Source organism: Oceanobacillus sp. FSL W7-1304 (genome assembly GCF_037969805.1).
Lineage (GTDB): Bacteria > Bacillota > Bacilli > Bacillales > Amphibacillaceae > Oceanobacillus > Oceanobacillus profundus.
Map to the genome: position 1 here is coordinate 1,575,200 of NZ_CP150211.1, position 24,765 is coordinate 1,599,964.

Here is a 24,765-nt window from a genome sequence, read left to right on the forward strand (position 1 = left end):
TTAAATATAAAGTATTATGAATCCTAAATGGAAAGCTCGGGCAATTTTTATGTGTTATTAGTTAGGGATAAGATGAATTGAATTCAATGAAAAAGAGCTTCCTAATTAATAGGAAACTCTTCTTCACTGTCATACACAAATATTTACTTCTTTTTTGCTTGTGACTGTTGATTTTGTTGCTTTACTTGCTGAGCATCTGTCTCAGAAGCAAATTCAGTACCGAATTGACCTTGACCTTGAGCAGCCTGTTGATTCTGCTGTTTTACATGCTGAACATTTGTTCCAGCAGCAGTTTTGTTAGGTTTTTTAGCCATCAGTATCACCTCCAACAATGATTAATTTAACCACATAACAAATTGTTATCCATTAAATTTGTAAATTTTTCATGAAAAAACTACCAGCGGATAATAATCTGGATTTGGCGCAATTTATGAATGCATTTCACTTCATTATTGGAGGTAGCCGCAATGCAAACACCTAGAGATTTCACTGAACTATCTATGATAAGCAAAACAAGGTGGCAGGATGAAGAATTACAATTTTTTCAGCATGCACTTTCACAAATTTTACCTTACATTAATGCAGAGGGCTTAACAATTCTGCATGAAATTAATAAAGAAATTTACAACCGGGCGGATTAGAAGACTTGACATTCGTTGGTACGCATTTAGACGAATATCTTAGTTGCACTTATGCAGAGAGGAAAGTTTTACCTTCACTCTCTGCATAACAGGACTTCCAATATACATAAGGAAGTCTTAAGGATTTATAAATATTTCATCATTTTTTGATGCGAAACAGGGAATGGGTACTTCCCAATAGCTTCTTTATCAATAAATATTACTCGCTCATCATCTGTTTCTGCTTGCAGTGTATATGCTTCAAATATCTCGAGTTGCCAGATAATATGGGAGAATACATGCTTCAATTTTCCTTTTCGTTCACCAAGCTGAATACGTATTCCATACTCACTATAAACCCAGGTTTCAAGATGCTCCATTCCGATCTCTTCAATCGGTACCATTGGGAACTGCCAGAGATTTGCTAATAATCCATTTTCTCCGCGTTTTTCAATAACGTATTCGTCTTTGTCATTTTTTATTAACAATGCAACATACGCAATCGGTTTTTGTTTCTTTGCTTTTGTTTTTATCGGTAACTCTTCTTGAATGCCTTCTGAAAAAGCAAGACAATGATCTTGTACCGGACAAAATAAGCAAGTTGGGGATTTCGGTGTACAAATTGTGGCACCTAGATCCATAATTGCCTGATTAAAGGATGAGGGATCCTCTGTTGAAATTACTTGCCGAACATAATCCTCAAACAGTTTCTTTGTTCGTGGCATCGCGATATCCGCTTCAATTTTCAATAGACGTGAAAATACTCGCATGACATTTCCATCAACCGCTGGTTCAGGTTGATTATACGCGATAGAAAGGATAGCTCCTGTCGTATATGGACCAACCCCTTTTAATCCTCCAAGTTCCTTACGATTCGAGGGAACTACTCCTCCGTACTCAGAAACGACTTCACGAACTGCGTTTTGAAGGTTGCGCGCACGGGAATAGTAACCTAAGCCCTCCCATGCTTTCAATACTTCCTGCTGGTCTGCTTTCGCAAGCTCGTAAACCGTTGGATATTTCTCCATAAAACGATTAAAATATGGAATAACGGTATCGACCTTTGTTTGTTGCAGCATAACTTCAGAAACCCAAATTTTATATGGATCACGTTCTCTGCGCCATGGAAGATCCCGTTTACTTACGTTGTACCAGTGCAGCAAATCTGCTTGAAATTGATCAATGTTAAAATGTTGTAATATATTATTAGTCATCAAGGCACTTCCTTTTATGTTACAATATGTTAGGTAGTATTATCTTCAAATTTGTATTCAAGGCTATCCTAAGGAGGACCTTATTATATGGATACTGGCACACATATAGTTATGGGGATTGCACTGGGCGGTTTAGCTACACTTGACCCTGTAGTGCAAAGTGATCCTACACTATTTCATGCAGTATTAGTCGGGACAGTGGTTGGTTCACATGCCCCTGATTTTGACACAGTTTTTAAACTAAAAAATAATGCAACCTATATACGCCATCATCGTGGTGCATCACATTCTTTACCTGCAATCATTCTTTGGGGACTATTGGTGTCCAGTGTTATCTATATGTTCGTACCACAGGTTAGCTATTTGCATCTATGGCTATGGACATTTTTGGCAGTGATTATCCATGTGTTTGTTGATCTATTTAATGCATATGGAACACAGGCTTTTAGGCCTTTTTCAAGTAAATGGATTGCGAAGGGCTTTATTAATACCTTTGATCCATATATTTTCTTCTTAAATGTTGCTGGTATCTGTGCTTGGGCGCTAGGAGCTAATCCTGGTTATACATGGATTACCATTTATACTGTGATTGTATTATATTACATTAAACGGTATATGGACAAAAGAGAGATTGTAAAAAAAATCCATGAATATTATCCAGATACGGTAGAAGTTGCCACATCTCCTACGATGAAGCAAAATTATTGGCGTGTAGCAATTACAACGAAAGATAAATTTTATGTAGGCACTGTTGAAAATCGGCATATTGAAATTGTGGATGAATTCTGGAAGGTTCCCTTACCTGAAACTCCAATAATCGAAGTAGCGAAAACAGATAAGAATATCGAAGCCTTTCTAAACTTCTCTCCTGTTTACCGGTGGGAAATTAATTACTTCGATTCTTTTACAGAAGTTCGCTTCATCGATTTACGTTACCGCTCTAAAACGTATTACCCCTTTGTAGCGGTCGTAAAAATTGACGAGAATATGGAAATAATCAGTTCCTATACAGGATGGATCTTCTCAGAACACAAACTGCAAAGTAAACTATATGTCGGCGATCCAACTACGTAAAGGAAAACTTCATTCGCTGGGGTTGATTTCTTTTTCCCGCTGAATGTTAACTAACAGCACAAGGGTGCCCCACGGACCCTTGAACAGAATCGCAGAAAAAACAGCAGGCACTTACCTGCTGTTTTTTTCTATTTTGTTACCTTTTTACCTAACAACGAAATAGGCAATGCTTCTATCTGCTCGTACATTTCTTCAAGTAAATTTATTCGGTATCCCCATGCAAATACACCATTTATATAACTAATTTTAAATGTAAATCCAGGCTCCATTTTTAATTGATATACTTCATTCGCCTGAAAATCTTCCGGATTCATCGTATATGCAAGCGCAACTTGCATTTTACGCTCATTAATCTGCACCTCTGAAATATTTCCTAATTGTTCTGCTTTCTGTGCTTTTTCTTTTAAAACACCAATTTCCCTATGTAGCTGTTCGATCGAATAATCGCTATATCGATAATTCATCCTTCTCTCCCCTTCCCATTCTATCTTACCAATTGTGTGGACGAATGGGAACACATTCAGATAGCTAAACACCCATGATTGATTTAATTTACAGAATTGCAGCTATGACTACTGGTAATCCTGCTTCTTTCCATCCAAAAATTGGTTGATTAAATCGAAGGAAAAACCTTTCCGGTACAAGGATTCTGTCATTTTTTGCCTTAATGCAAATCCCTCATGCTTCGATTGATATTTACGTAAAAGCTTTTCCCCCTGAAACACGAGTGCATCCCATTCCTCTGACTGATCTTTCCCTTCTTCCATACTTGCTAGTGCTTTTGTGATTGCATCCTGTGTAAAACCTTTTTGAATGAGATTTACTTGCAATTGCTGAATTTTTTTACGAAACGCTTCTTTTTTTCCAGTATTTAGCTTTTTCTGGATATGCTTTTTTATTTTCTCAAGCTGGATGTCCAGCGGATAATTTTCTAATGCAAGCTCAGCCTGTTGCGCCAAAACTCCTTTATCAATCAATTCCTTTTTGATTAAAACAGGACCTTTTGTTGTCGTATTGATTCGTGATTGGACAAAAAAGTGAGCAAATTGCTGATCATCAATTAACTTCTCGTTTATTAATCGCTTCATAATTTGTTCGATATGCTCTGGATCTACTTCTTTTTTTACTAAGTAATCCCTAATTTCTTTTTTTGTACGCATTCGATAGCTTAAAAAGTGAATAACCTGGGTATATGACTTATGAACTGTATCGTTTTCAACAAGCGTAGCTATCATTTCGCCATCAAGTTCCATACCCTTACGAAGTCGATATTCAATTAATATCGCTTCATCTACACTAAACCCATATTCTTCACCTTGCTTCGTATTTAAAAAGATATTGAACCGATTTTTATGTTTCTTTTGAGTTGTTATCTTCGTTATTTTTCGCACGTATTCCACCTCTTCCTCTTATCATAACAGAATAATAAGGGGGAAGGAAAAGACTTGAGAGTTCGTTTTGAACAACCTCTAAAATTTGTTTAACAAAACACTTAGATTTTTATCGGAAGCGTATATACTAAACATATAACACAAAATTTGATTAGGAGGATGGATATGAATTTTTTAATTAGCGGTGGAACCGGATTTGTCGGAAAACACCTTTGCCAAGCACTTCAAAAGAAAGGACATCATACGTATATACTTACAAGGTCCCCTCTCGATCATATGAACACGAAGGCCACTACTTACATAGATTATAATTATCCGGTGGATAATTTACCACCTATTGAAGGTGTTATCAACCTAGCAGGAGAATCTCTCTTTGGTTACTGGTCACAAAAGAAGAAAGATCAAATTAAGAACAGTAGGTTAGAAACGACAAATGTATTAATACAATTAATGAAACAGATGAAAATAAAGCCGAATGTATTCATTAGTGGATCGGCAGTTGGCTATTATGGCATTTCTGAAGATCTTATTTTTACGGAAGCTACTGCAAAATCTGGAAAAGATTTCTTAGCTGAAGTGGTTGTAGAATGGGAGCAGATTGCCAAAAAAGCAGAAACTCTTGGAATTCGTACAGTTTACACGAGATTTGGCGTGATTCTTGGTAAAGAAGGATCGCTGCCATTAATAAGTCTTCCAGTAAAATTATTTGCTGGAGGGAAAATTGGAAACGGTGAACAATGGATGTCATGGATTCACATAGAAGATGTTGTTCGATTGATTGATTATTGTCTCTTTAATAAGTCAATGGAAGGGGCAGTCAATACAACAGCGCCTCATCCATTGCGAAACAAGGATTTCATGCGTACGTTAGCAAAAGTATTAAAGCGACCACACTGGACCACAACTCCTTCCACACTAATACATGCTGCGATTGGAGAAATGGGGCAACTAATTACGAAGGGTCAATATGTGTTACCACAAAAAGCATTGGATCATGGATTTGAGTTTAAGTATCCAGAGTTAGTAAAAGCCTTGAAAGAACTGAAGAAATCATAGTTAATTTTTCTGAACAAAATTTTTACAAAAAAAGTATTTGCTTTTTAAGAAAAAGGTTGTAAAATAACCTTATCAAATTGAGTTTAAAAAGAGGTCAAAAAGGTCCTGGGTTGGTTATGCTACAATGCCTTACTGCCTCTATTAAAATACGAAAGAGATGAATAAAATCGTAATACAACACTGAATTAAATAGGGAAGGCAAATGGTGCGCCACCAGCATTGACTGGTTCTAGTGGGTTCGATTCCCACCCCGAATTTTTGTTGAACGCGAAAATAAAAATTCGAGGGTGGGCTACTTACTGGATTTCCTTTTGGAAAGTCAGCAAGTATACCCACCTGGAATGAGGAGGGTATTTTTTATGTTGAAAATACGTGATTTGCATGAGGTGCCAGTACTTTTTGAACTGATGTCACATCCAGATGTATTTCCCTATGTTAGACATAAAGCAGAAACAAGCGATGAATTTTATTTCCTTACGAAGATGACAATCGAAGCCGAAGAAAACGGCGAGCTCATTTCTCGTACCATTGTCGACGAATATTTACAGCCAATCGGCACAATCAATTTATTTGATATTCAGGATAATCACGGGTTTTTAGCAACATGGATTGGCCAGCCCTACTTCGGAAAAGGTTATAATAAACAAGCAAAAGAGCAATTCTTTGATTTATTATTCTTCACCTATAATATTGAAGGTATTTTTATGAAGGTAAGAAAGACAAATATACGTTCCATGAAGGCAGTTTTAAAATTACCCTACGTTGCTTTAGCTAATGAAATTTATTCTGATGTTTACAATCAAATTAATCCGGAAGAAGACATATATGATTTATTCGTCATTACAAAAGATCATTATGTGTCTTATCAACAATTCAGATCGATGGAAACAGAATCTACAGATGAAGAAGTTTCCTAAGGAAGCATATTTTGATTCATTTTGGGCATCCTAGTAGTAAAGTGAGGGATGTCCATGCCAAGGTTAAGACCAGGTCAAAGTGAGAAGTTTCTCAATAAAACACAAGAAGTTCTGTACCAAAAGGAATTCAAGCATGCAGACCGTATTTACAAACAGTTGTCACAAAGAGGAAACCGAAGCTGACTGCTTTGGTTTCCTTTTTGTTCAAAAGGGTTACGAAGCTTAGTGCAATTTAATATTTTATTGCTTCTGTATCCATCGCAATCCATTTTTTTAACTTATTAACCGCCTCTTTTTTTGCTTCCTTTTTTCTTCTGCCAAAGCCATAACCGCAGATAATATCTGTTGAAACTAATTCAGCTACCGCCTGCCAAATTTGTTCTTGCTTTATATTCCAAGCATATAGAATGACTGTATTGTTTTCTTCTTCCAGTATTTCTATAGTATCTACCGGGAATATTGCTTGTATTAGCTTTATTTTCGTTTTACTCGTTATCATTGGATGATACAAAATCATACAGCCTAAATTCATGATTATCCCCCCCTTTTGTTCCCCTTTGGAACATTTTACTATATGTTACATTACCGAACAAGGAATCCATCTCTTATCTCACGTAACCGTGATAGGATTAAAGTTAGCTTAAAAGTAAAGAACGGAATCCTAATCTATAATGCAGAGTGTGATAAAAATGAGTCTTGAACAAATTGCATATAATATTAAATTTTTTCGTGATCAGCATAACTGGACACAACAAGAGCTAGCAGATAAATTAATGATATCTCGTTCTGTCGTTACAAAATGGGAAAACTCGACAGCTACTCCCGATATAGCTTCATTAATAAAGCTCAGTAATGTATTCGATGTATCACTTGATCATTTAACAGGGAATTATTCGTTTCGTAATGACTTATTAAAAGACTTTAAACGAATATATAGTTCAAAAGACAAACCCTTTGATGATGAGATTGTTGAACTAATGGAATACATCATGATACACCCCATGTTTAAAGAACAAATATATAAGCTAAAGAAGTTGCCAATTAAAAAGCAACTATCTGTGCAACAGCTATTCAGTAATTTAATCGATCAGTATGAAAAGCTTTAAAAGAGACTAGAATTTGAATTCAGTCTCTTTTTTATTGCACTTTTTTAGTTATATCTGTTATACTACTTATATAACAGATATAACTATTAGAGAAAGGGTGCTAATTGAATGTGTTTATAAACTTAAATTTAGAATCCAGTGAACCGATTTACATTCAGCTACAGCAGCAAATTATTGAAGGAATAGCTAAAAAACAGCTTCAACCTGGAGATGCGTTACCTTCTGTTCGATCATTAGCAGCAGATATTGGCATCAACCTGCATACAGTTAATAAGGCTTACCAGCAATTGAAACAAGACGGGTTTATTTTGATTCACCGACAAAAAGGTGTCGTTGTTCATCCGGATGGGGTTCCACAGGCTGATGAGGAATATAGACAAGAGCTAAAAGCTAAGCTCCGTCCCCTTATAGCCGATTCCATATGTCGAGGGTTAAGCGAGGTTGAGTTTAGTCAATTAAGTAAAGAACTGTTTCAATTATTCAATGAAGAGGAAGGTGAAAAGAATTGAATGGTTTTCTGATTATTATATTTCTGCTTATTCTAATTCCGGTATTTATTTCTACTATGTTTATCCCTTTCTGGACGCGTAAAACAGAAAGCTTTGGGGTAACAATTCCAGAAGAAATTTACCAAAGCGTAGAATTAAAGCAAATGCGAAAACGATATATGCGAATTACTGGGATAAGTGGATTCATTGTAACGGCAATATTTTTATCCATAGGTGCTTCCATTACCTTGGACGAAAATATGTTTAGTTTATTATTCAGCGTCCTAATCTTTGGATATCTTATTAGCTCTTTTATCATTTATTTAACCTTTCATCGTGAAATGAAATCGCTGAAGAAAAGGAAACAATGGGGTATAGAAAAATCACAGCAGGTTTTTGTTAGCATCCAATTCCGCTCCCAAAAGCTTAATCATTCCAATTTATGGTTTCTTCTTTCTTTTATAGCAACAATCGGGTTGATCGTCCTGACATTACAATCGTATCACCAAATTCCAGATAGAATCCCACTACAATATAATTTTGCTGGAGAGGTTACGAACTGGGCAGAAAAATCATACCGTTCTGTTCTTATCTTACCGATTATGCAATTATATTTAACCCTGCTTTTTGTCTTTATCAATACCATGATTGCAAAAGCAAAACAACAAATTAATGCGGACACACCTGAGGAATCAATGCGGAAGAATGTTATTTTTAGGAGGAGATGGTCTGCTTACATTATTATTACTGGGATTGCATTAACACTGTTATTCTCGCTTATTCAATTGTCTCTCATCTATCCAATAAATCAGCAGTTGTTAATTATTATTCCGCTTGCTTTCAGTATCGCGTTGACATTAGGAGCTATCATACTTTCGGTTACAACTGGGCAAGGTGGCAGCCGCATAAAAAATAATTCAAATGCTTCAACCGATGGCGCAATAATGAATCGGGATGATGATGCACATTGGAAGCTTGGGATATTTTATTTTAATCGGGAAGACCCTTCACTTTTTCTTGAAAAACGATTTGGTGTCGGCTGGACAATCAATTTGGCACGGCCGCTCGCTTGGATTATTTTCTTAGGCATTATTGGGCTGGCAGTTATTATCCCTTATTTGCTTGGAGCTTAATGTAACTATCGGAGGTGAATTAATGCAAGCAATTATTGAATCTATTAATTGGAGTATCGTTGCTCCTTTTATCGTCATTCAAGTTATTTTAATGATTGTTGCTATTCTTGACTGGGCAAAAGCGGATGATTTTCGCGGTGCGAGATGGCTTTGGTTTTTTATTATCGTTATTTTAAACACAATTGGCCCAATTATTTACTTTATTTTCGGAAGGAGACGGTGATCGATGACCTTGCTAACCGTTAACAATCTAGCAAAAACTTACGATGGAAAGACTGCAGTTAACAATATAAGCTTTGAATTTGAGTATGAAAAGTGTATTGCACTCATCGGACCAAATGGCGCAGGTAAAACAACAATTCTCCGCACACTTGCGGGGCTTCTAAAGCCTTCAGAAGGGACCATTCGCATTTCTGATGTGGCAAGTAACGATGATGTTCGAAAATATATTGGGTATCTGCCCCAATATCCTGTATTCCATCCATGGATGACAGGTATGGAATTTTTAGTTTATAGCGGACAGCTCGCTTTTCTTTCAAAAAAGGAAGCAAAAAATCGTGCAGAGATACTACTTGAGAAAGTAGGTATTGCCGATGCAAGGAACATGCGAATTGGGAAATATTCTGGTGGAATGAAGCAGCGCCTTGGAATTGCTCAAGCAATTATTCATAAACCAAAGCTACTAATACTGGATGAACCCGTTTCATCACTTGATCCAATTGGTCGTCGAGAGGTTCTTACATTAATGGAAGAATTAAAGAAAGAGATGTCTATTCTTTTCTCTACGCATATTTTAACTGATGCAGATGAAGTAAGTGATGCGTTATTACTTTTACATCAGGGAAATATTGTAGAATCTGGGTCGATGGCAATGTTACGGCAAAAATACCAGACCTCAACGATTGCGTTAGAATTCGAAAGTGATTTGCCTAGTTATCAAGCCAAAGTAAATGCTCTAGAAAGTGTTTCAGGTAGTCACGTGGAACGAAACGTTCTCCAAGTTAATGCAACAGATATTGCGATCGCACGACAGGAGATTCTTGCTACTGCTGCAAAAGAAAACTGGGAGCTCGTAAACTTTAAACTTAACCGCGCTTCACTTGAGGATATGTTTATGAAAGTGGTGAATAGCTGATGCAATGGATGACACTTTTTAACAAGGAAATGATGGAAAACTGGCGTAATAAAAAATGGATTTGGGTACCATTAGTATTGATTTTACTTGCCATTTTAGATCCGATTTCTAATTATTATTTACCGCAAATTATTGAAGCGGTTGGTGGTTTACCAGATGGAGCGATTATTAATCTCCCTGAATTTGCACCAGCTGACGTTGTGATGATGAGTTTAAGTCAGTTAAGCAGCCTAGGTGTGTTAGTGATTGTACTGATGGCAATGGGGACAATTGCGAGTGAGCGAAAAAGCGGTGTTTCTGAATTAATACTTGTGAAGCCTGTCTCCTATCGAAACTATATTACCGCTAAATGGGCAGCATTGCTTGCTCTTGTTTGGGCTGCACTGTTCGTTGGCTTACTTGCAAGCTGGTATTATACGAATATTTTATATGGTGATCTTTCTTTTAAAAGTTTTTTGCTTATTTTTATTTTCTATGGACTGTGGCTTACTTTTGTCATTTCCATCGTCATTTTTTACAATACATTAGTAAAAACTCCTGGCCTTGTCGCATTTCTATCTATTTTGACGATAATGGGAATGAGCATTGTGACACAAATATTCGGGCACATTCTTGAATGGAGTCCGAATAATTTATCAAGCTATATTTATGAGATGGTAATTGCTGGTGAAGTTTCATCTGATCTTGTTGCAACCTCGGCGATTACGATTGCGTTCTCCCTCATCTTGCTAGTTGCTTCGATATTTACGTTTAAGGCGAAGGAATTGGCTGGTTAATTGCTGTAGAGGTGTACGGAAGTGCCATTGGATTGATCGATGGGTGTCGGTTTTCAACAAAATGATGCTTTTAATTTTGAGGATGGTGCTAGTTTCATTCGCGATAGTGCTTTATTCTGTGGAATGGTGTCTTAATTGAGCGGAGTAGTGCTTTATTCTACGTTATGGTGCTTTATTTGAGCGGAGTAGTGCTTTATTCTACGTTATGGTGCTTTATTTGAGCGGAGTAGTGCTTTATTCTACGTTATGGTGCTTTATTTGAGCGGAGTAGTGCTTTATTTGATTGATATGCACGATGGTACTATTGGTTTGACAGTAGCAATTTATTCAGGGCAGAAAGGACTGGCGAGCCAGTCCTTTATTTTTTTTATTTTGTACTTACAGTTGTTACTCTTCGTATCAATAAGAATGAAATGAGATAAATTACAATGCCTATGCCGAAAATTTGCAGGAACAAGGTTAGCTTTAAATCTGAAAATAAATCGGTAAAAAAGTCAATTAACCAACCTTGTGCAATCCCAACAAATAAGATAATCACTTCAATCCCGACAACAATTCCTCCCCCTAACAGTCCATATCTATAAAATATCAGACCAGTTAAGAACATTACAGTTAGAAAAAGAAACATTACGGACATATCAATAATTACTCTATTAACCCATGTATCTTCCATGAGCTGTGCCACGTGCATAAAACCAAATGTATGGAGATTTGTTACATCAGTAAAATATAAAATAATCGTGTGTAACGTATTTGCAATTACTGCTTTCATTAAAGCTATTGCAGCAAAAAACAGACCAAGACTTATAAATAAGTTCTTTCTCGTTGCGCCCATCTTTAGAGCAAAAGGAATACTTTCTCTTACTGTAATAAACCCTAAAATACCACAATATACGTAGATGAATTGAAACATGAAGTAGAGACTACCATCTTCCACCCCAAGTAAAAAGTAAGAAATCGTTAATGAAACGCCTAGTATACCGAGTAAAATTGTCCAGAAAATCATCAGTGAGTAGCGTATATCCGTTATGAAGAAATAAAGTAATCCATTTATCTGCCTGCCCATTTTAAGCACCCTTCTTTCTTTCTGTTAAATAAATCATTAACTCTTGGATTGGAATACCTTCCACTTCTAGTCCATGCACATTTGCATCTGATGCCGTTCCATAAACGTATGCAGTCATTACTCCTGCAAGTTGCTTTCGCTCAATTACTTCCTTACCTGCTAGGAATCCTTCAACTTTCTCAATGCTTCCTGAAACGGAGATTGTGTTATCACGAAGTGTCTCCGCCTCTTCTTGTAAAACCAGTGACCCTTCTCTTAAAATAAGTACTTCTTCAAACAGCAAGCTCACTTCATCAATTAAATGGGTGGAGAAAATAATCGTTCGCTTTTCTGTCTGATATTCTTCTAACATAATTTCGTAAAATCTTTTTCTTGATGGTGCATCAAGTCCGATATACGGTTCATCAAAGATTGTAATTGGAGCTTTACTTGCAAGGCCAACTGTAATACCTAAAGCCGATTCCATTCCTTTGGAGAGCGTTTTTACTTTTGCATTTAAGCTTAAGTTATATTCCTGAATCAAGTCCTCTGCTAGTTCTTGATCCCAATTTGGGTAGAAATACGAATATATTCTAAGGACATTTTTAATCTTTAAATCCTTTTTAAAGTTGTTTCCCTCTTTAATTAAACAAATCGATTCGGTTAGTCGCTGGTTATCGAACGGATTCTCTCCATCGATCAAAATCTCACCACCGCTTGGTAATATCTGTCCAGATAGAATATCCATAAATGTCGTTTTACCAGCACCATTTCTCCCGAGTAATCCATAAATTTTTGGTTCATCTAATGTGAAAGAAACATTGTTCAGAGCAGCTTTTTCTTTATACTTTTTAGATAGATTTTTCACTTCAATCTTCATTTGAAGTATCCTCCCTTTCCACCATTTCGATAAGTTCCATTGCACTAATACGTAGCTTCTCCGCCTCACTTTTTAGGGGAAGCATGTAATTTTCATAAAATGACTTCTTTCGCTTTTCAATTAAGATTTGCTGTGCATCTTCGGTAACAAACATCCCAACACCCCTCCGTTTAAATAGAATGCCCTCTGCGACAAGCTCATTGATTCCTTTTGCTGCAGTAGCTGGGTTAATCTTGTAATAAGCTGCAAATTCATTTGTAGATGGAACGCGTTCTTCTGCTTTTATCGTTTCATTTATGATGGAATCCTCTAGCTGTTCTTTAATTTGAAGGAATATTGGCTTACTATCATCTAATGAATTTTTCATATTCAGTTCCTTCCTATTTGGTTAATTACTTATGTAACTAACCCTATAACTAATGAACATTTTTGTCAATAGTTTTTTGAAAAAATAAAAAAACAGCCTAGCAAGTGCCAAACTGTTTTAAGTCTTATATTGTATCCAACTGGACCTTAATCCTCACCAATCTTCTTGTCTTCACTCTTTGGGAGTCGTCCTGCTTTTTTTACGGATTCCCGAAGCAAAAATTCTACATGACTGTTGACGCTTCGAAACTCATCCTTTGCCCATGACTGGAGGATATCATATAATTTGGGGTCTATCCGCAATGGAAAGTTCTTTTTTTTAGCCATAAATACCCCCTCTTTTATTGATATAATGAACCAGTATTGATCACTGGCTGCGTCCCATGATCTGACACAATCGCAACGAGTAAATTATTAATCATCGCTACTCTGCGCTCCTCGTCTAAGTCAACAATCCCCTCTTTTTCAATTCGCTCAATCGCATCCTGCACCATTCCGACCGCACCATCAACGATTTGCTTACGTGCAGAGATAATTGCACTTGCTTGCTGGCGCTGCAGCATTGCCTGAGCAATTTCTGTTGAGTAGGCAAGATGTGTCAATCGTGCTTCAATCACTTCAACGCCAGCTACTTTCAAACGATCCTGGAGTTCTACTGTTAATTCATTCGATACTTCTTCTGCATTCCCGCGTAGTGTAAGCTCAACATTTTCAAACGTATCATACGGGTATTTTGTAGCAACCGCTCGAATAGCTGTTTCACTTTGAATTTCGACAAACTGTTCATATTTATCAACATCAAAAACCGCTTTTGCTGCATCCACTACTTTGAACACAATAACTGCAGCTATCTCAATCGGATTCCCGTTCACATCATTTACTTTCAAACGATTGCTATTAAAGTTTCGCACACGTAGTGAAATGGTTCTCCTCACTGAAAATGGAATCGTAACTACAATACCTTCTCGTCGTATTGTCCCCATGTACTTACCGAGAAATATAACGACAACCGACTGATTAGGCTGCACAAGCGTTATTCCACTGCCTAAGGTAACAGCTAAGATTAAGCAAATCCCACCTAGTACAAACTGTTCTTGAACAAAACTGAATACCGTACCTGCCAAAAGCAATGCAACGAGAAGAATACCGATGAAGCCATTTATCATCCAAGCCTTTTTCTCATGAATCATATTAACACACCTTCCAAAATGATTTTATTTTTATATTAATATGATATCATTTTTGTATTAAATTGTAAATTAAAATGTCAGAATAATTAACTAGCAGCATTAATTATATTTGAAATCGGATCCTTTTTAGGTATTACAAAATAACCTCCACCGTCTGTATAAATGACCAGATCGCCGAGCGCCGCAGTCGAATAAATAAGGGCATTTACACTATATAAATTGTCAATCACCTGGTCTACTGGATGTCCATAATTATTATCTTTACTATAGGTAAGAATAGCTATCTCAGGATTGACTTCTTGTAAAAATTCTAATGATGAGCTTGTCTTTGACCCATGATGTCCAACTTTTATTATTTCGGATTCAACATCATAATCTTCCATTATTTTTTTCTCCTGTTGTTTCTCTACATCACTCATTAATAAAAAATCCATCTCCTTATAGGAAACCTTTAATACAATCGATGACTTATTATTGTTTTTAAATTTTTCATAGGCATTCCAGATTTCAATATTAATCAGTGGATCAATTTCAATCGTGTCATTTTTTTCTGCGATTTGAACTGGGATATTCTGTTTTCTTATTTCCGATATATATTTGGCAAAAGTTCTTGTTGGATGCAGCTTTCCCGTATCGAGAATTTCATTGACAGTGACAGCTTTCATCACTTCCGGAAGACCGCCAATGTGATCCATATCTGGATGTGTTGCAACTAATAAATCTAATTCAGCAATACCTTGGCTTTTTAAGTACGAGATGATTTTTTTCCCAGACCCGGGTGGCCCACCATCAATTAGAATTGTTTTATCTAAAGGCGTTTCAATTAGAATACTATCTCCTTGACCAACTTCAATAAAATGCATCTGCATATTTGGGGTATCTTCACTATAACTATTATTAGGATAAGCAATTAGGCAAATATGAATAATGATAATTACTGATAGCCATCTTTTCATAAAAAACATCCTTTTTTCGCTGTTTGTTATAGCTTTTACGAATGTTCATATGTTATTAGCTTTTTATTGTAGGGATATTTTGGGTTGAATATTAGTATTGAAGGCTGCGACAACAGTGTTTTTATCACTTGTTACAGCAAAAATAACGCGGTCTGAGCATTTTCGAATTACGGTAAAATAACTTTATTCTGGAGAGATTATTAGGAAAGGATGGATTCCTAGACACAGCCTAATGTAGAATCGTGGTTCTGAGTTACCAAATGGCCTCGTTTTCTTTTTATTCGGGCACTCATCATCTTTATGTGTTACCAAATTACCTCGATTTTTCTTTATTCGGGCACTCATCTCCTTTATGAGTTACCGAATGGCCGCGGTTTCTCTTTATCTGGTCACAGGTCTCTCCATCTGGGGTCACAAGATCTTATACCACGGGTAACTGGTCCACACTTTCAAATAATATAAAGCCGTTAAATTTAATTCCCTAACTTACATAAACAAAAAAACCCGCTGCAAACACGCAGCGGGTTTCACTTAAGCTATTACTTTTTCTGAACGACAATCTCCTGATCAACAGCATCGACATGCACATTATCGACTGTTTCTTCTTCTAGAATTAAATCTGTTAATTGATCTTCAATTTTATCTTGGATGACACGACGTAATGGTCTTGCACCGAATCGTACATCATAGCCTTGTTTAACGAGCTCTTGCTTCGCTTCATCTGAAATTGTAATGTGAATATTATTTTCTTCAATCGTTTCTTCAAGATCTTTTAGCATTAAATCTACAATTTTTAATAGATCTTTTTCTGCTAACTCATTAAAGTTAACAATTGCATCGAAACGGTTCAAGAATTCAGGTTTAAAGTAGTCACTTAGGTTTTCCAATGTTGATACAGATTCATGACGATCACTGTTAAAGCCAACATTGACTGATTTTACTCCAGTTCCTGCGTTACTTGTCATAATAATCACAGTTTCTTTGAAGCTGACCTTTCTGCCATGTGAATCGGTCAAATGACCATCTTCCATAATTTGCAGGAACATATTCTGTACGTCTGGATGTGCTTTTTCAATCTCATCCAAAAGCAGGATAGAATATGGATTGCGGCGAACACGCTCAGTTAGTTGTCCTGCCTCTTCATGACCAACATAGCCTGGAGGTGATCCAATAATCTTAGACACAGCGTGTTTTTCCATGTACTCACTCATATCAAGACGAATCATCGAGTCACGCGTACCAAATAATTCTTCTGCTAATACTTTTGTCAGTTCGGTTTTCCCTACACCAGTTGGTCCGACAAATAAGAAGGATCCAATCGGGCGATCTTTCGCTTTTAGTCCTGCACGACTACGGCGGATTGCTTTAGCAACTTTATCAACTGCTTCATCCTGACCAATTACTTTCTTACGCAGGTTTTCGGCAATATTTTTCATTTTTGCTTGTTCATCTGCTTGCATTTTCGTTACTGGGATGCCTGTTTTCTCTTCGACAATTAATTGAATATCTGAGATGTCGACATCTAGTACTTTTTCACCGTCTACGGCTTTTTCAACTTGCTTTTGTAATTGAATTTCCTGATATCTTAGATTCGCAGCACGTTCATATTCTTCTTTTTCTGCCGCTTCTTGTTTCTCTTTGACTACCTCATCTAAACGTTTCTGCAAGGAATCGGAATCTTTTTGGGCATTTGCCAGGTTTAGACGTGATCCAACCTCATCCATCAAGTCAATTGCTTTATCTGGCAGGAAACGATCTTGAATATAGCGACTTGATAGTGTCACAAATGCACGAACAACCTCATCTGAATATCGAACTTCATGGAATGCTTCATAACGATCTTTGATTCCATTTAAGATTTGAATAGCATCTTCTTGCGAAGGTTCATTGACCATGATTGGCTGCAAACGGCGTTCTAGTGCCGCATCCTTTTCAATTTGACGGTACTCTTTCAATGTCGTAGCACCGATTAATTGCAGTTCACCACGAGCTAGTGCCGGCTTTAGGATATTTCCTGCATCCATTTGGGAACTTTCTGCAGTCCCAGCACCGACGATTAGATGAATTTCATCGACAAACAAGATAACATTTTCACGTGCTTGCAATTCTTCAATCAGTTTTTTCATACGTTCTTCAAATTGTCCGCGTATTCCTGTATTCGCTACAAGTGAAGCAACGTCAAGCAAGTAAATTTCTTTATTGAGCAGCTTGGCAGGTACATTGCCTTCTACAATTTTAACTGCTAGTCCCTCTGCGATTGCTGTTTTACCAACACCTGGCTCCCCGATAAGAACCGGATTATTTTTTGTTCTTCTATTTAAAGTCTCAATAACTCGTTTAATTTCTTTATCACGGCCGATTACAGAATCAATGCTACCAGCACGTGCTGCATCATTTAGATTTTTTGCTAATTGGTCAATCAAGCCATTCCCTTTGTTTGCTTTTTGTTTTGTTTGTGTTCCCGTTTTGCTTGCTCCATTACCTTGGAAGAAGTTATTTGAAAATGCTTCATTGAAATCCCCGAACGGAGAATTTGAAAAGAAGTCATTTGAATTCATCATCTTTCCTTGAAGCTCTTGGAAACATGTAGCACATAAGTGCATTTCCACTCGCTGATTATTTATCTGCATTTGCGCATTTATATTTGCTTCATTTGTTCCACATTGTTGACATTTCATTTTCCATTCCTCCTTGGAAATATTCCATATCGTTCTCAAGTTTGACTTTGACTATCTTTGACCTTAACTACATTATACTCTGACCTTTTTTGACTTTCAAGTGTTTTGATAAATTTTTTTATAAAAAGTGAAAAATCCCGACTAGTTATTAGTCGAGATCGTTGGATATACTTTATTTAACAGCTTCCCTTTGGCGTAATTCAACACGCCTGATTTTTCCAGAGGTTGTTTTTGGAAGCTCGTCCAGAAACTCAATTTCCCTTGGATATTTATATGGTGCTGTTAATGCTTTAACATGCTCTTGTAATTCTTTGACCAATGCTGTTTCGTCATGATCTATATTATTTTTTAATACGACAAATGCTTTGACAATACTTCCTCGAATCTCATCCGGACTTGCGACAACAGCACATTCCTGAACATATGGATGTTTGACCAAAGCATCTTCCACTTCAAATGGACCAATCGTATAGCCAGAGCTAATTATAATATCATCGCTTCTTCCCTCAAACCAAAAATAGCCATCCTCATCTTTGCGTGCCCTGTCTCCAGTGATGTAGTATTCTCCACGGCGAGAATGCTTTGTCCGCTCTATATCTTTATAGTACTCTCTGAAAAGAGCTGGACTATCTAATTTCACAGCAATATCACCAACTTCATTCGTTGAGACTGGTTGACCTTTGTCATCAACAATTTCCACATCGTTACCTGGAGTTGGTTTTCCCATGGAACCAGGTTTCACTTTCATTCCTTTCATTACTCCTAATAGTAATGTGTTTTCAGTTTGACCATAGCCATCGCGAACTGTGATATTGAAATACTTGCGGAATACATCAATAACCTCCACATTCAATGGTTCACCAGCAGATACAGCACTTGTTAAAGCCGAGAGATTATAGTTGCTAATCGTATCTACTTTTGCCATCATTCGATATTCTGTTGGCGTACAGCACAGGACATTGATTGCTTGCTTCTCTAAAATGCTTAAATATTTTTGTGCATCATATTTTCCGTGATAAATAAAGCCAGTTGCTCCTGTACCAAGCACAGATAAAAACGGAGTCCATATCCATTTCTGCCAACCAGGCCCAGCCGTTGCCCATACTCTATCTCCCTCTTTAATAGAAAGCCAGTGCTCTGGAGCCGTCCTTAAATGCGCATAGCCCCAACCATGTGTATGAACAACACCTTTTGGACTTCCTGTTGTACCAGAAGTATAGGAGATAAAAGCAATATCATCCTTTGTTGTCGATGCAATCTCTAGTACATCAGATTGTTGTTCTCGTAGTTCATCTAAAAAATAAAAATCATCCCGAGTCTCACCAACCACAAATTTGATTAGCTCATCATACTCCTCAATATCCTTATATTGTTCTACGTAAGGATAATAGCTGATTATTCCACGCACTTCACCATGGCTTACACGGTATTGCAAGTCTTTTGTTTTTAGCATTTCAGAGCTTGGAATAACAATAACCCCGACTTTGATTGCTGCCAAATATACTTCATAAGCCTCGATTAGTCGAGGTACCATTATAAGTACTTTATCTCCTTGCCTTAGTCCTTTTTCAAGAAGGGCATTACCTATTTTATTAACGTTTTTCATTAATTGTTCATAGGTCACTTCTTTTGTATGACCTGTTTCATTTTCCCATATTAGTGCCGTTCGTTCTGTATTTGTAGCATGCTTTTCCATCTCCATTACAATATTATAATCTGTTGGCGCGATTAGGTCTCTCCGATTCACCATGTATCCCCTCCCACAATAATTATTTTTATTGTAACAAATAATTAAGAATATTTATATAAATAAAAACTAAGGACTTCTGTTTATAGTCCATTCTTCTTTGAGTAATCCATAAACAGTCCTGTCTAGGTATTCACTGTTTAAATACTCAAAGTTGCGAATAACTCCCTCTTTTTTGAAACCTAAGCGCTCTGGTATTGCTTTGCTTTTCGTGTTTTTTGATGCTGCATTGATTTCAATCTTTCTAAGTTCTAAATCCATAAATGCATGATTAATAAGCTTTTGACAAGCGCAAGTAACCAGTCCTTTTCCTACATAGTCATCTCCCAGCCAATACCCGATTTCAGTTTTTCTCGCAGTCCAGTCAATATATAAATACCCTATCGAACCGACGAGTATAGCATTGTACCAAATACCTGCCCAATACCCATTGTTTTCGGATAGTCTTTTCAGTGACTTTTCTATGAATAATCTTGTGTCTTTAATATTGTTTGTTTTTGCGGGGAATGAGAGCCACTCCCCTATACTGTCACGGCTTCCATCAATAAGATGATATAATGCTTCCGCATGCCTTGGTTCAAAGATGGAGATATAAGTGTCCTCATTAATGATTACCTTGTACATAAAGCATACCTCCCTTAATAATCCATTCTCTCCATTAACTTTAACATAAAAGTCTTTGGAAAATTCCTCTCAACTTATTTGATTTGGTGGTGCTGAAAAGAGCACTGAATGAACCACCCTCCACTTAAAACGTCCGTTTTTGAAGTGGGGGTTTCCTACTAATTAAAAAAGACCAAATCGATAATTCGATTTGATCCTGTAAATTGATATCATTTTAAATCTCAAGTAACTGCTGTTATATAATTACTCAATCAGCCGAAGAAATAGGCTATCACGGCTGATTGATTTGATACAGCAAAAAGTATCGACCGAGAGATGAGCTGTCACGGTCGATTAATAACATAAACTGAGAAAGATCAACCGTGATAAAGTTTTTAGGAAAAGCAGTTGTCCTTCATTCCACAATAAACATTCCTCGAGTGTTTCCGCTACAGTCCAAACATTCCATTTGGCAGCATATCATTTAATAGTAAATCATCAAGGCTTTTGAACGTATATCCTTGTTTTTTTAATTCCTTGATGACTTGCTCGAGTGCTTGGGCATTGTCTGATGACACAGCATGAAGCAATATAATTGCCCCTGGATGCATTTGCTTCATTATTTGCTCATAAGCATACTCCCAGCCTTTTTGATCTGCAATTTTCCAATCAGCAAAGGCTAGTGACCAAAACACATGAATTAACCCTAGTTCATTTGACCATCGTAATGTGTTTTCATTAAAAACACCACGGGGTGGTCGAAGAAATTTTATTTCCTTTTGATCCGTTAATTCTGCTACTGATTCCTCTAAGGTTTCCAATTCCTTTTTAATCGATTCTTTATTCATAATCGTAAAGTCAGGATGATGGTAAGAATGATTTCCAATAATATGTCCTTCATCAACCATCCGCTTCACAAGATCGGGTTCACTTTCTACATAATGCCCGGTTATGAAAAATGTTGCCGGTACCTTTTCCTGTTTCAACACTTTTAAAATATCCGCTGTATATCCCTGCTCATATCCATTATCAAATGTAAGGTATATATTTTTCGCACCGGAATCATCTACATAATAGGCGCCATATTGATCAAGCATTTCCTTATAATGACCTATTTCTGGAATTTGGTGATCGGAATTCTTTTTATACCCCCAGCCAAATGCGCTGGTAGTGCCCGGCTCCATAAAGCAAATGAAAAAGGCCAGAAAAACGATGATTGATTTTAACGTAAATTTCCGCATAACAACCCACCTAGTTTTTTTCTTACCTTTTCCTACATGCTATTTAATTATTCACATTACAAAATAAGTGCTGCTATCCATCCAAATATAAATAACGGAATATTATAATGGAGGAAGGTCGGCACACAAGTATCCCATATATGGTGATGCTTTCCGTCTGCATTCAGACCAGATGTAGGTCCAAGTGTGCTGTCCGATGCAGGAGAACCTGCGTCCCCAAGTGCTCCCGCTGTTCCAATTAATGCCGCAGTTGCCATTGGCGAAAATCCAGCAGCAATACAAATTGGTACATACAAAGCTGCAATAATTGGAATCGTTCCAAATGAAGAACCAATCCCCATTGTGATTAATAAGCCAACTAATAATAAAATAAAGGCAATAAGTACTTTATTGTTGTTTAAATAGCCAGAACTCAATTCAACAAGCGCTTCTACCGCTCCTGTTTCATTTAGAACCTCTCCATATCCTGATGCGACAAGCATAACAAATGCGATTGTTCCCATCATGCCAATTCCTTCTGTCATCACCTTGTCACCTTTTTTAAAGGGGATAACGAAGAATAAAAACATAAGCACAAGTCCAGTTAAGGCACCTGCGATAAGGTTTTGGGTAACCAGCTGTACAGCTAATGCGCCCAAAATAGCTATTATTGTAAACAAATGCTGCTTATTAAATGGGACGCTCTCTGTCGTTGCTGTTGTAATTGTAGATTCTGTTCCACCAGCTCCAGGTATTGCATCTCTATCTTTTCGATAAGTAATAAAAATAGCGATAAATAAGCCAACAATCATCCCGCTTCCTGGGATAAGCATCGCTAGTGATACTTCGTTCTCAGTAATAAAAGTGCCATTTTGTATCATGCCTTCTTCTATAATTCCTTGAAAGAGAAGCCCAAATCCTGCTGGTATCATAATGTATGGAGCTTTTAAACCAAATGTTAGGGCTGATGCCACAGCACGGCGGTCTAAACGCATTTCATCGAACAATTTTAATAAAGGCGGTATTAAAATTGGAATAAAAGCAATATGCACTGGCACTGCGTTTTGTGATAAACAAGCAACTCCGGCTATTGCAAGTACCAGCATTGTTTTCTTACCTGTCAATTTGCGAATTAAAAAATTCACTAAAATCGTTGTAATGCCGGTATAACTAATTGCAACAGCAAACGCACCTAGAAGAATATAACTCAATGCAGTATTCGATGCTGCCCCCATTCCACTTACCATCATTTCAATTGAATCTACCAGACTTAATCCCGCCATTAATCCTGCTACAATCGACGCAGCAATAATGGCTATAATTACGTTCACGCGCAGTAAACATAAAATTGTCATTACAAGCACGGAAACAATTACAATCCATTCCATCTCAAGCTTCCCCCTATGTTCTTATCTATGTTGTGTAATTGAATTTAACTTTAATACTTTAATATGATAAAGCATTAAAACGGATTTTTCAACCCTTTTATGAAAATAAAATACCCTGTAAATAAATTCACAGGGCTTGTAACTATTTTAATTGGAATGAAAAGGATACATGATCCTGAACGGGAATCCAAGCACCAATCCCTTGCTTCGTAACATTTTTAACTACTAGGGATTTCTTCGAGCCTTTTAACTGAAGATAAACTTCTCCAAAAGTAACCTGCCCTTTTTCATTCACTGCAGGAGCAAATGCTTGCAAAGTTCCATTTTTCTTAGCTGGTATTGCATAGGAATTATCTTTCTTCGTATTTTTGCCGATTATCGTCTGATAAGAAAGTGGAAGTTTTGTTTTTTCCTTTGATTTAAGCAGCATCATTTTTTTAACATCTTCCGGATTTGTAATTTTATTGGTTAAGGCACCTTTAATTTCCTTTTCTTCCTGTTGAATATAATTCATATTTTGTGGCGCTTCCTCACCATAATTACTCAATTCATTTGTGTTGATTGGCTGGTATTCCCAATTGATATTTGATTCATCTGATTGATAATTTAACGGCCAGCGTCCAAGATAGACCATTCCCCGGTAACCGATAGCAACCGGTGAAGGCTTTAATGATGTTTCATTTAGCATTTTAATCAGATCAGGGTTTTCAACAGGTATGGATAATGCGTCAAGCAATTCCTGGGTTAGTTCGCTTGGCTCAATGACTTCCTGGTCCTCTGTTGAATTTGGAAACGTATTTTCTTTCGCTATATTCAACACATGGTTTGGAATTTCAACAGCGTCCTCTGATTTTTTCGCAGCCGATCCGACCGATGGGAAAAGCATACTTAATAAGAAAGCAATTATGACAAACTTGGTCATTTTATTTAATTTCATGTTTCCCATTCCTTTCTTTTTCCCTATTTTTTTCGATTGAGGAGGAATTTATACATTACTTCATGAAATTGACTAAATTACTTTCTGCTTTTTTTCTTTTCAACCTATTCATGTTCCAGCTGCACTAAAAAAGGCTGCCCAAGATTGAGCAACCCTACCTAAACAAATCGACTATATCGTTTTTCTAATCGTTCTTGTAAAACGCCAATTAATATACATATTGGCCAATAAATAAGTGCTACAAGGACATACATTGTCATCGCATCAAATTCTCTTCCTGCTACAATCTGTGTCTTCTGAAATAGCTCTGGAACGGTAATAACAGCTGCTAATGATGTAGCTTTTACAACGTCCATGAACACATTTGTGAGTGGCGGGATTGCTATCCTCGTTGCTTGAGGCAAGATAATCTTTCGCAGTGTTGTCCAGTATGGCATATTCAATGCCTTTGCCGATTCCCATTGTCCTGTATCAATACTATTAAGCGAGGCCCTGTCCACTTCAGCAATATATGCCGCACTATTCAGCCCAAAACCAATAATAGCTGCTGCTGTTGCTGTGAATTGAATACCAACTACCGGCAGACCAAAATAAAGTATAAAAAGAAATACGAGCATTGGTGTACCACGCATAAAAGAAATATAAACACGTGCTGGAATGCGTAATAGAACATGCTTTGATCCTCTAGCTAAAGCTAGGAACAGGCCTAATACAAGACCTATTCCCATTCCGGCTATCGATACAATCAATGTCATTGGCAATCCCTCTAGGACAAAGGGTAAACTATTAATGGCTAATTCAATGTCAAATAATCCTCCGAAATCAAATCCATTGAAGTTCATTTA

The 24,765-nt window shown here is 36.9% G+C and carries 29 protein-coding genes; 11 read left to right on the plus strand and 18 right to left on the minus strand.

Annotated elements, in window-relative coordinates; genetic code table 11:
* Positions 1-143: 143 nt before the first annotated feature.
* On the minus strand, positions 144-314 hold the full coding sequence (locus tag NYE61_RS07915) for a gamma-type small acid-soluble spore protein (protein WP_095313629.1): 171 nt from the start codon (positions 312-314) through the stop codon (positions 144-146).
* A gap of 153 nt (positions 315-467) precedes the next feature.
* On the opposite strand from NYE61_RS07915, the gene NYE61_RS07920 reads away from it, so the two are divergent.
* A complete protein-coding gene (locus tag NYE61_RS07920) occupies positions 468-641 on the plus strand; it encodes a hypothetical protein (protein WP_168927301.1) in 174 nt (57 codons plus the stop codon).
* 125 nt (positions 642-766) lie between these two features.
* Here the strand turns inward: NYE61_RS07920 and mutY are convergent, their stop codons facing one another.
* Positions 767-1,834 (minus strand): A/G-specific adenine glycosylase, encoded by a 1,068-nt coding sequence (gene mutY / locus NYE61_RS07925; RefSeq protein ID WP_303447616.1) that lies wholly within the window; start codon positions 1,832-1,834, stop codon positions 767-769.
* 87 nt (positions 1,835-1,921) lie between these two features.
* On the opposite strand from mutY, the gene NYE61_RS07930 reads away from it, so the two are divergent.
* Complete coding sequence (locus tag NYE61_RS07930; RefSeq protein ID WP_095313633.1) at positions 1,922-2,908, plus strand: metal-dependent hydrolase; 987 nt, start codon at positions 1,922-1,924, stop codon at positions 2,906-2,908.
* 128 nt (positions 2,909-3,036) lie between these two features.
* Here the strand turns inward: NYE61_RS07930 and NYE61_RS07935 are convergent, their stop codons facing one another.
* Complete coding sequence (locus NYE61_RS07935; protein ID WP_095313634.1) at positions 3,037-3,372, minus strand: YfhH family protein; 336 nt, start codon at positions 3,370-3,372, stop codon at positions 3,037-3,039.
* Positions 3,373-3,480: 108 nt separating this feature from the next.
* Entirely contained in the window at positions 3,481-4,299 is an 819-nt protein-coding gene (gene recX, locus NYE61_RS07940) for a recombination regulator RecX (RefSeq protein WP_303447618.1), read from the minus strand.
* A gap of 165 nt (positions 4,300-4,464) precedes the next feature.
* Here recX and NYE61_RS07945 point away from each other — a divergent pair, with 165 nt between their 5' ends.
* From NYE61_RS07945 to NYE61_RS07955, 3 genes are all read left to right on the plus strand, one after another.
* Entirely contained in the window at positions 4,465-5,355 is an 891-nt protein-coding gene (locus tag NYE61_RS07945; protein WP_303447619.1) for a TIGR01777 family oxidoreductase, read from the plus strand.
* Between the two features lie 359 nt (positions 5,356-5,714).
* Positions 5,715-6,272, plus strand: coding sequence for a GNAT family N-acetyltransferase (locus NYE61_RS07950; RefSeq protein WP_095313640.1), 558 nt, complete (start codon positions 5,715-5,717; stop codon positions 6,270-6,272).
* Positions 6,273-6,326: 54 nt separating this feature from the next.
* Positions 6,327-6,455 (plus strand): YfhE family protein, encoded by a 129-nt coding sequence (locus tag NYE61_RS07955; protein ID WP_095313642.1) that lies wholly within the window; start codon positions 6,327-6,329, stop codon positions 6,453-6,455.
* 49 nt (positions 6,456-6,504) lie between these two features.
* On the opposite strand, the gene NYE61_RS07960 is transcribed toward NYE61_RS07955, so the two are convergent.
* Positions 6,505-6,804: a hypothetical protein gene (locus NYE61_RS07960; protein ID WP_118890396.1), complete on the minus strand. Its 300-nt coding sequence runs from the start codon at positions 6,802-6,804 to the stop codon at positions 6,505-6,507.
* Between the two features lie 157 nt (positions 6,805-6,961).
* On the opposite strand from NYE61_RS07960, the gene NYE61_RS07965 reads away from it, so the two are divergent.
* From NYE61_RS07965 to NYE61_RS07990, 6 genes are all read left to right on the plus strand, one after another.
* The gene (locus tag NYE61_RS07965; RefSeq protein ID WP_158586312.1) at positions 6,962-7,378 is read left to right on the plus strand and encodes a helix-turn-helix transcriptional regulator; all 417 of its coding nucleotides are present in this window, start codon (positions 6,962-6,964) and stop codon (positions 7,376-7,378) included.
* A gap of 110 nt (positions 7,379-7,488) precedes the next feature.
* Entirely contained in the window at positions 7,489-7,887 is a 399-nt protein-coding gene (locus tag NYE61_RS07970) for a GntR family transcriptional regulator (protein WP_095313647.1), read from the plus strand.
* Positions 7,884-8,999, plus strand: a complete 1,116-nt coding sequence (locus NYE61_RS07975; protein ID WP_339317266.1) for a DUF5808 domain-containing protein — start codon at positions 7,884-7,886, stop codon at positions 8,997-8,999. Before NYE61_RS07970 ends, NYE61_RS07975 begins: the two co-directional genes overlap by 4 nt.
* A 22-nt stretch (positions 9,000-9,021) precedes the next feature.
* On the plus strand, positions 9,022-9,222 hold the full coding sequence (locus NYE61_RS07980; RefSeq protein ID WP_303447623.1) for a PLDc N-terminal domain-containing protein: 201 nt from the start codon (positions 9,022-9,024) through the stop codon (positions 9,220-9,222).
* Between the two features lie 3 nt (positions 9,223-9,225).
* Positions 9,226-10,134: an ABC transporter ATP-binding protein gene (locus NYE61_RS07985; RefSeq protein ID WP_339317268.1), complete on the plus strand. Its 909-nt coding sequence runs from the start codon at positions 9,226-9,228 to the stop codon at positions 10,132-10,134.
* A gap of 8 nt (positions 10,135-10,142) precedes the next feature.
* Positions 10,143-10,910 carry an ABC transporter permease subunit gene (locus NYE61_RS07990; RefSeq protein ID WP_339317270.1) on the plus strand — a complete coding sequence of 256 codons (768 nt, stop codon included), beginning with the start codon at positions 10,143-10,145 and terminating at the stop codon, positions 10,908-10,910.
* A 367-nt stretch (positions 10,911-11,277) separates the two neighbouring features.
* Here the strand turns inward: NYE61_RS07990 and NYE61_RS07995 are convergent, their stop codons facing one another.
* From NYE61_RS07995 to NYE61_RS08055, 13 genes are all read right to left on the minus strand, one after another.
* Positions 11,278-11,976 (minus strand): hypothetical protein, encoded by a 699-nt coding sequence (locus NYE61_RS07995; RefSeq protein WP_095313654.1) that lies wholly within the window; start codon positions 11,974-11,976, stop codon positions 11,278-11,280.
* A gap of 1 nt (position 11,977) precedes the next feature.
* Positions 11,978-12,835, minus strand: a complete 858-nt coding sequence (locus NYE61_RS08000) for an ABC transporter ATP-binding protein (protein ID WP_303447626.1) — start codon at positions 12,833-12,835, stop codon at positions 11,978-11,980.
* Positions 12,825-13,202, minus strand: coding sequence for a GntR family transcriptional regulator (locus tag NYE61_RS08005; protein ID WP_095313658.1), 378 nt, complete (start codon positions 13,200-13,202; stop codon positions 12,825-12,827). The genes NYE61_RS08000 and NYE61_RS08005 overlap by 11 nt, the downstream gene beginning before the upstream one ends.
* A gap of 146 nt (positions 13,203-13,348) precedes the next feature.
* On the minus strand, positions 13,349-13,528 hold the full coding sequence (locus tag NYE61_RS08010) for an Arc family DNA-binding protein (RefSeq protein ID WP_095313660.1): 180 nt from the start codon (positions 13,526-13,528) through the stop codon (positions 13,349-13,351).
* A gap of 14 nt (positions 13,529-13,542) precedes the next feature.
* Positions 13,543-14,388: an SPFH domain-containing protein gene (locus NYE61_RS08015; protein ID WP_205126998.1), complete on the minus strand. Its 846-nt coding sequence runs from the start codon at positions 14,386-14,388 to the stop codon at positions 13,543-13,545.
* 89 nt (positions 14,389-14,477) lie between these two features.
* Positions 14,478-15,347 carry a ComEC/Rec2 family competence protein gene (locus NYE61_RS08020; protein ID WP_303447627.1) on the minus strand — a complete coding sequence of 290 codons (870 nt, stop codon included), beginning with the start codon at positions 15,345-15,347 and terminating at the stop codon, positions 14,478-14,480.
* 539 nt (positions 15,348-15,886) lie between these two features.
* Positions 15,887-18,025, minus strand: a complete 2,139-nt coding sequence (locus tag NYE61_RS08025; RefSeq protein WP_118890393.1) for an ATP-dependent Clp protease ATP-binding subunit — start codon at positions 18,023-18,025, stop codon at positions 15,887-15,889.
* Between the two features lie 172 nt (positions 18,026-18,197).
* On the minus strand, positions 18,198-19,772 hold the full coding sequence (locus NYE61_RS08030) for an acyl--CoA ligase (protein WP_303447864.1): 1,575 nt from the start codon (positions 19,770-19,772) through the stop codon (positions 18,198-18,200).
* A gap of 69 nt (positions 19,773-19,841) precedes the next feature.
* Complete coding sequence (locus NYE61_RS08035) at positions 19,842-20,396, minus strand: GNAT family protein (RefSeq protein WP_251661444.1); 555 nt, start codon at positions 20,394-20,396, stop codon at positions 19,842-19,844.
* A 428-nt stretch (positions 20,397-20,824) separates the two neighbouring features.
* On the minus strand, positions 20,825-21,616 hold the full coding sequence (gene pdaA / locus NYE61_RS08040; protein ID WP_303447628.1) for a delta-lactam-biosynthetic de-N-acetylase: 792 nt from the start codon (positions 21,614-21,616) through the stop codon (positions 20,825-20,827).
* A 56-nt stretch (positions 21,617-21,672) separates the two neighbouring features.
* Complete coding sequence (locus NYE61_RS08045) at positions 21,673-22,983, minus strand: Na+/H+ antiporter NhaC family protein (RefSeq protein ID WP_095313669.1); 1,311 nt, start codon at positions 22,981-22,983, stop codon at positions 21,673-21,675.
* 142 nt (positions 22,984-23,125) lie between these two features.
* Positions 23,126-23,920: a YfkD famly protein gene (locus NYE61_RS08050; protein ID WP_240033870.1), complete on the minus strand. Its 795-nt coding sequence runs from the start codon at positions 23,918-23,920 to the stop codon at positions 23,126-23,128.
* 158 nt (positions 23,921-24,078) lie between these two features.
* Positions 24,079-24,762: an amino acid ABC transporter permease gene (locus tag NYE61_RS08055; RefSeq protein WP_095313670.1), complete on the minus strand. Its 684-nt coding sequence runs from the start codon at positions 24,760-24,762 to the stop codon at positions 24,079-24,081.
* Positions 24,763-24,765: the final 3 nt, after the last annotated feature.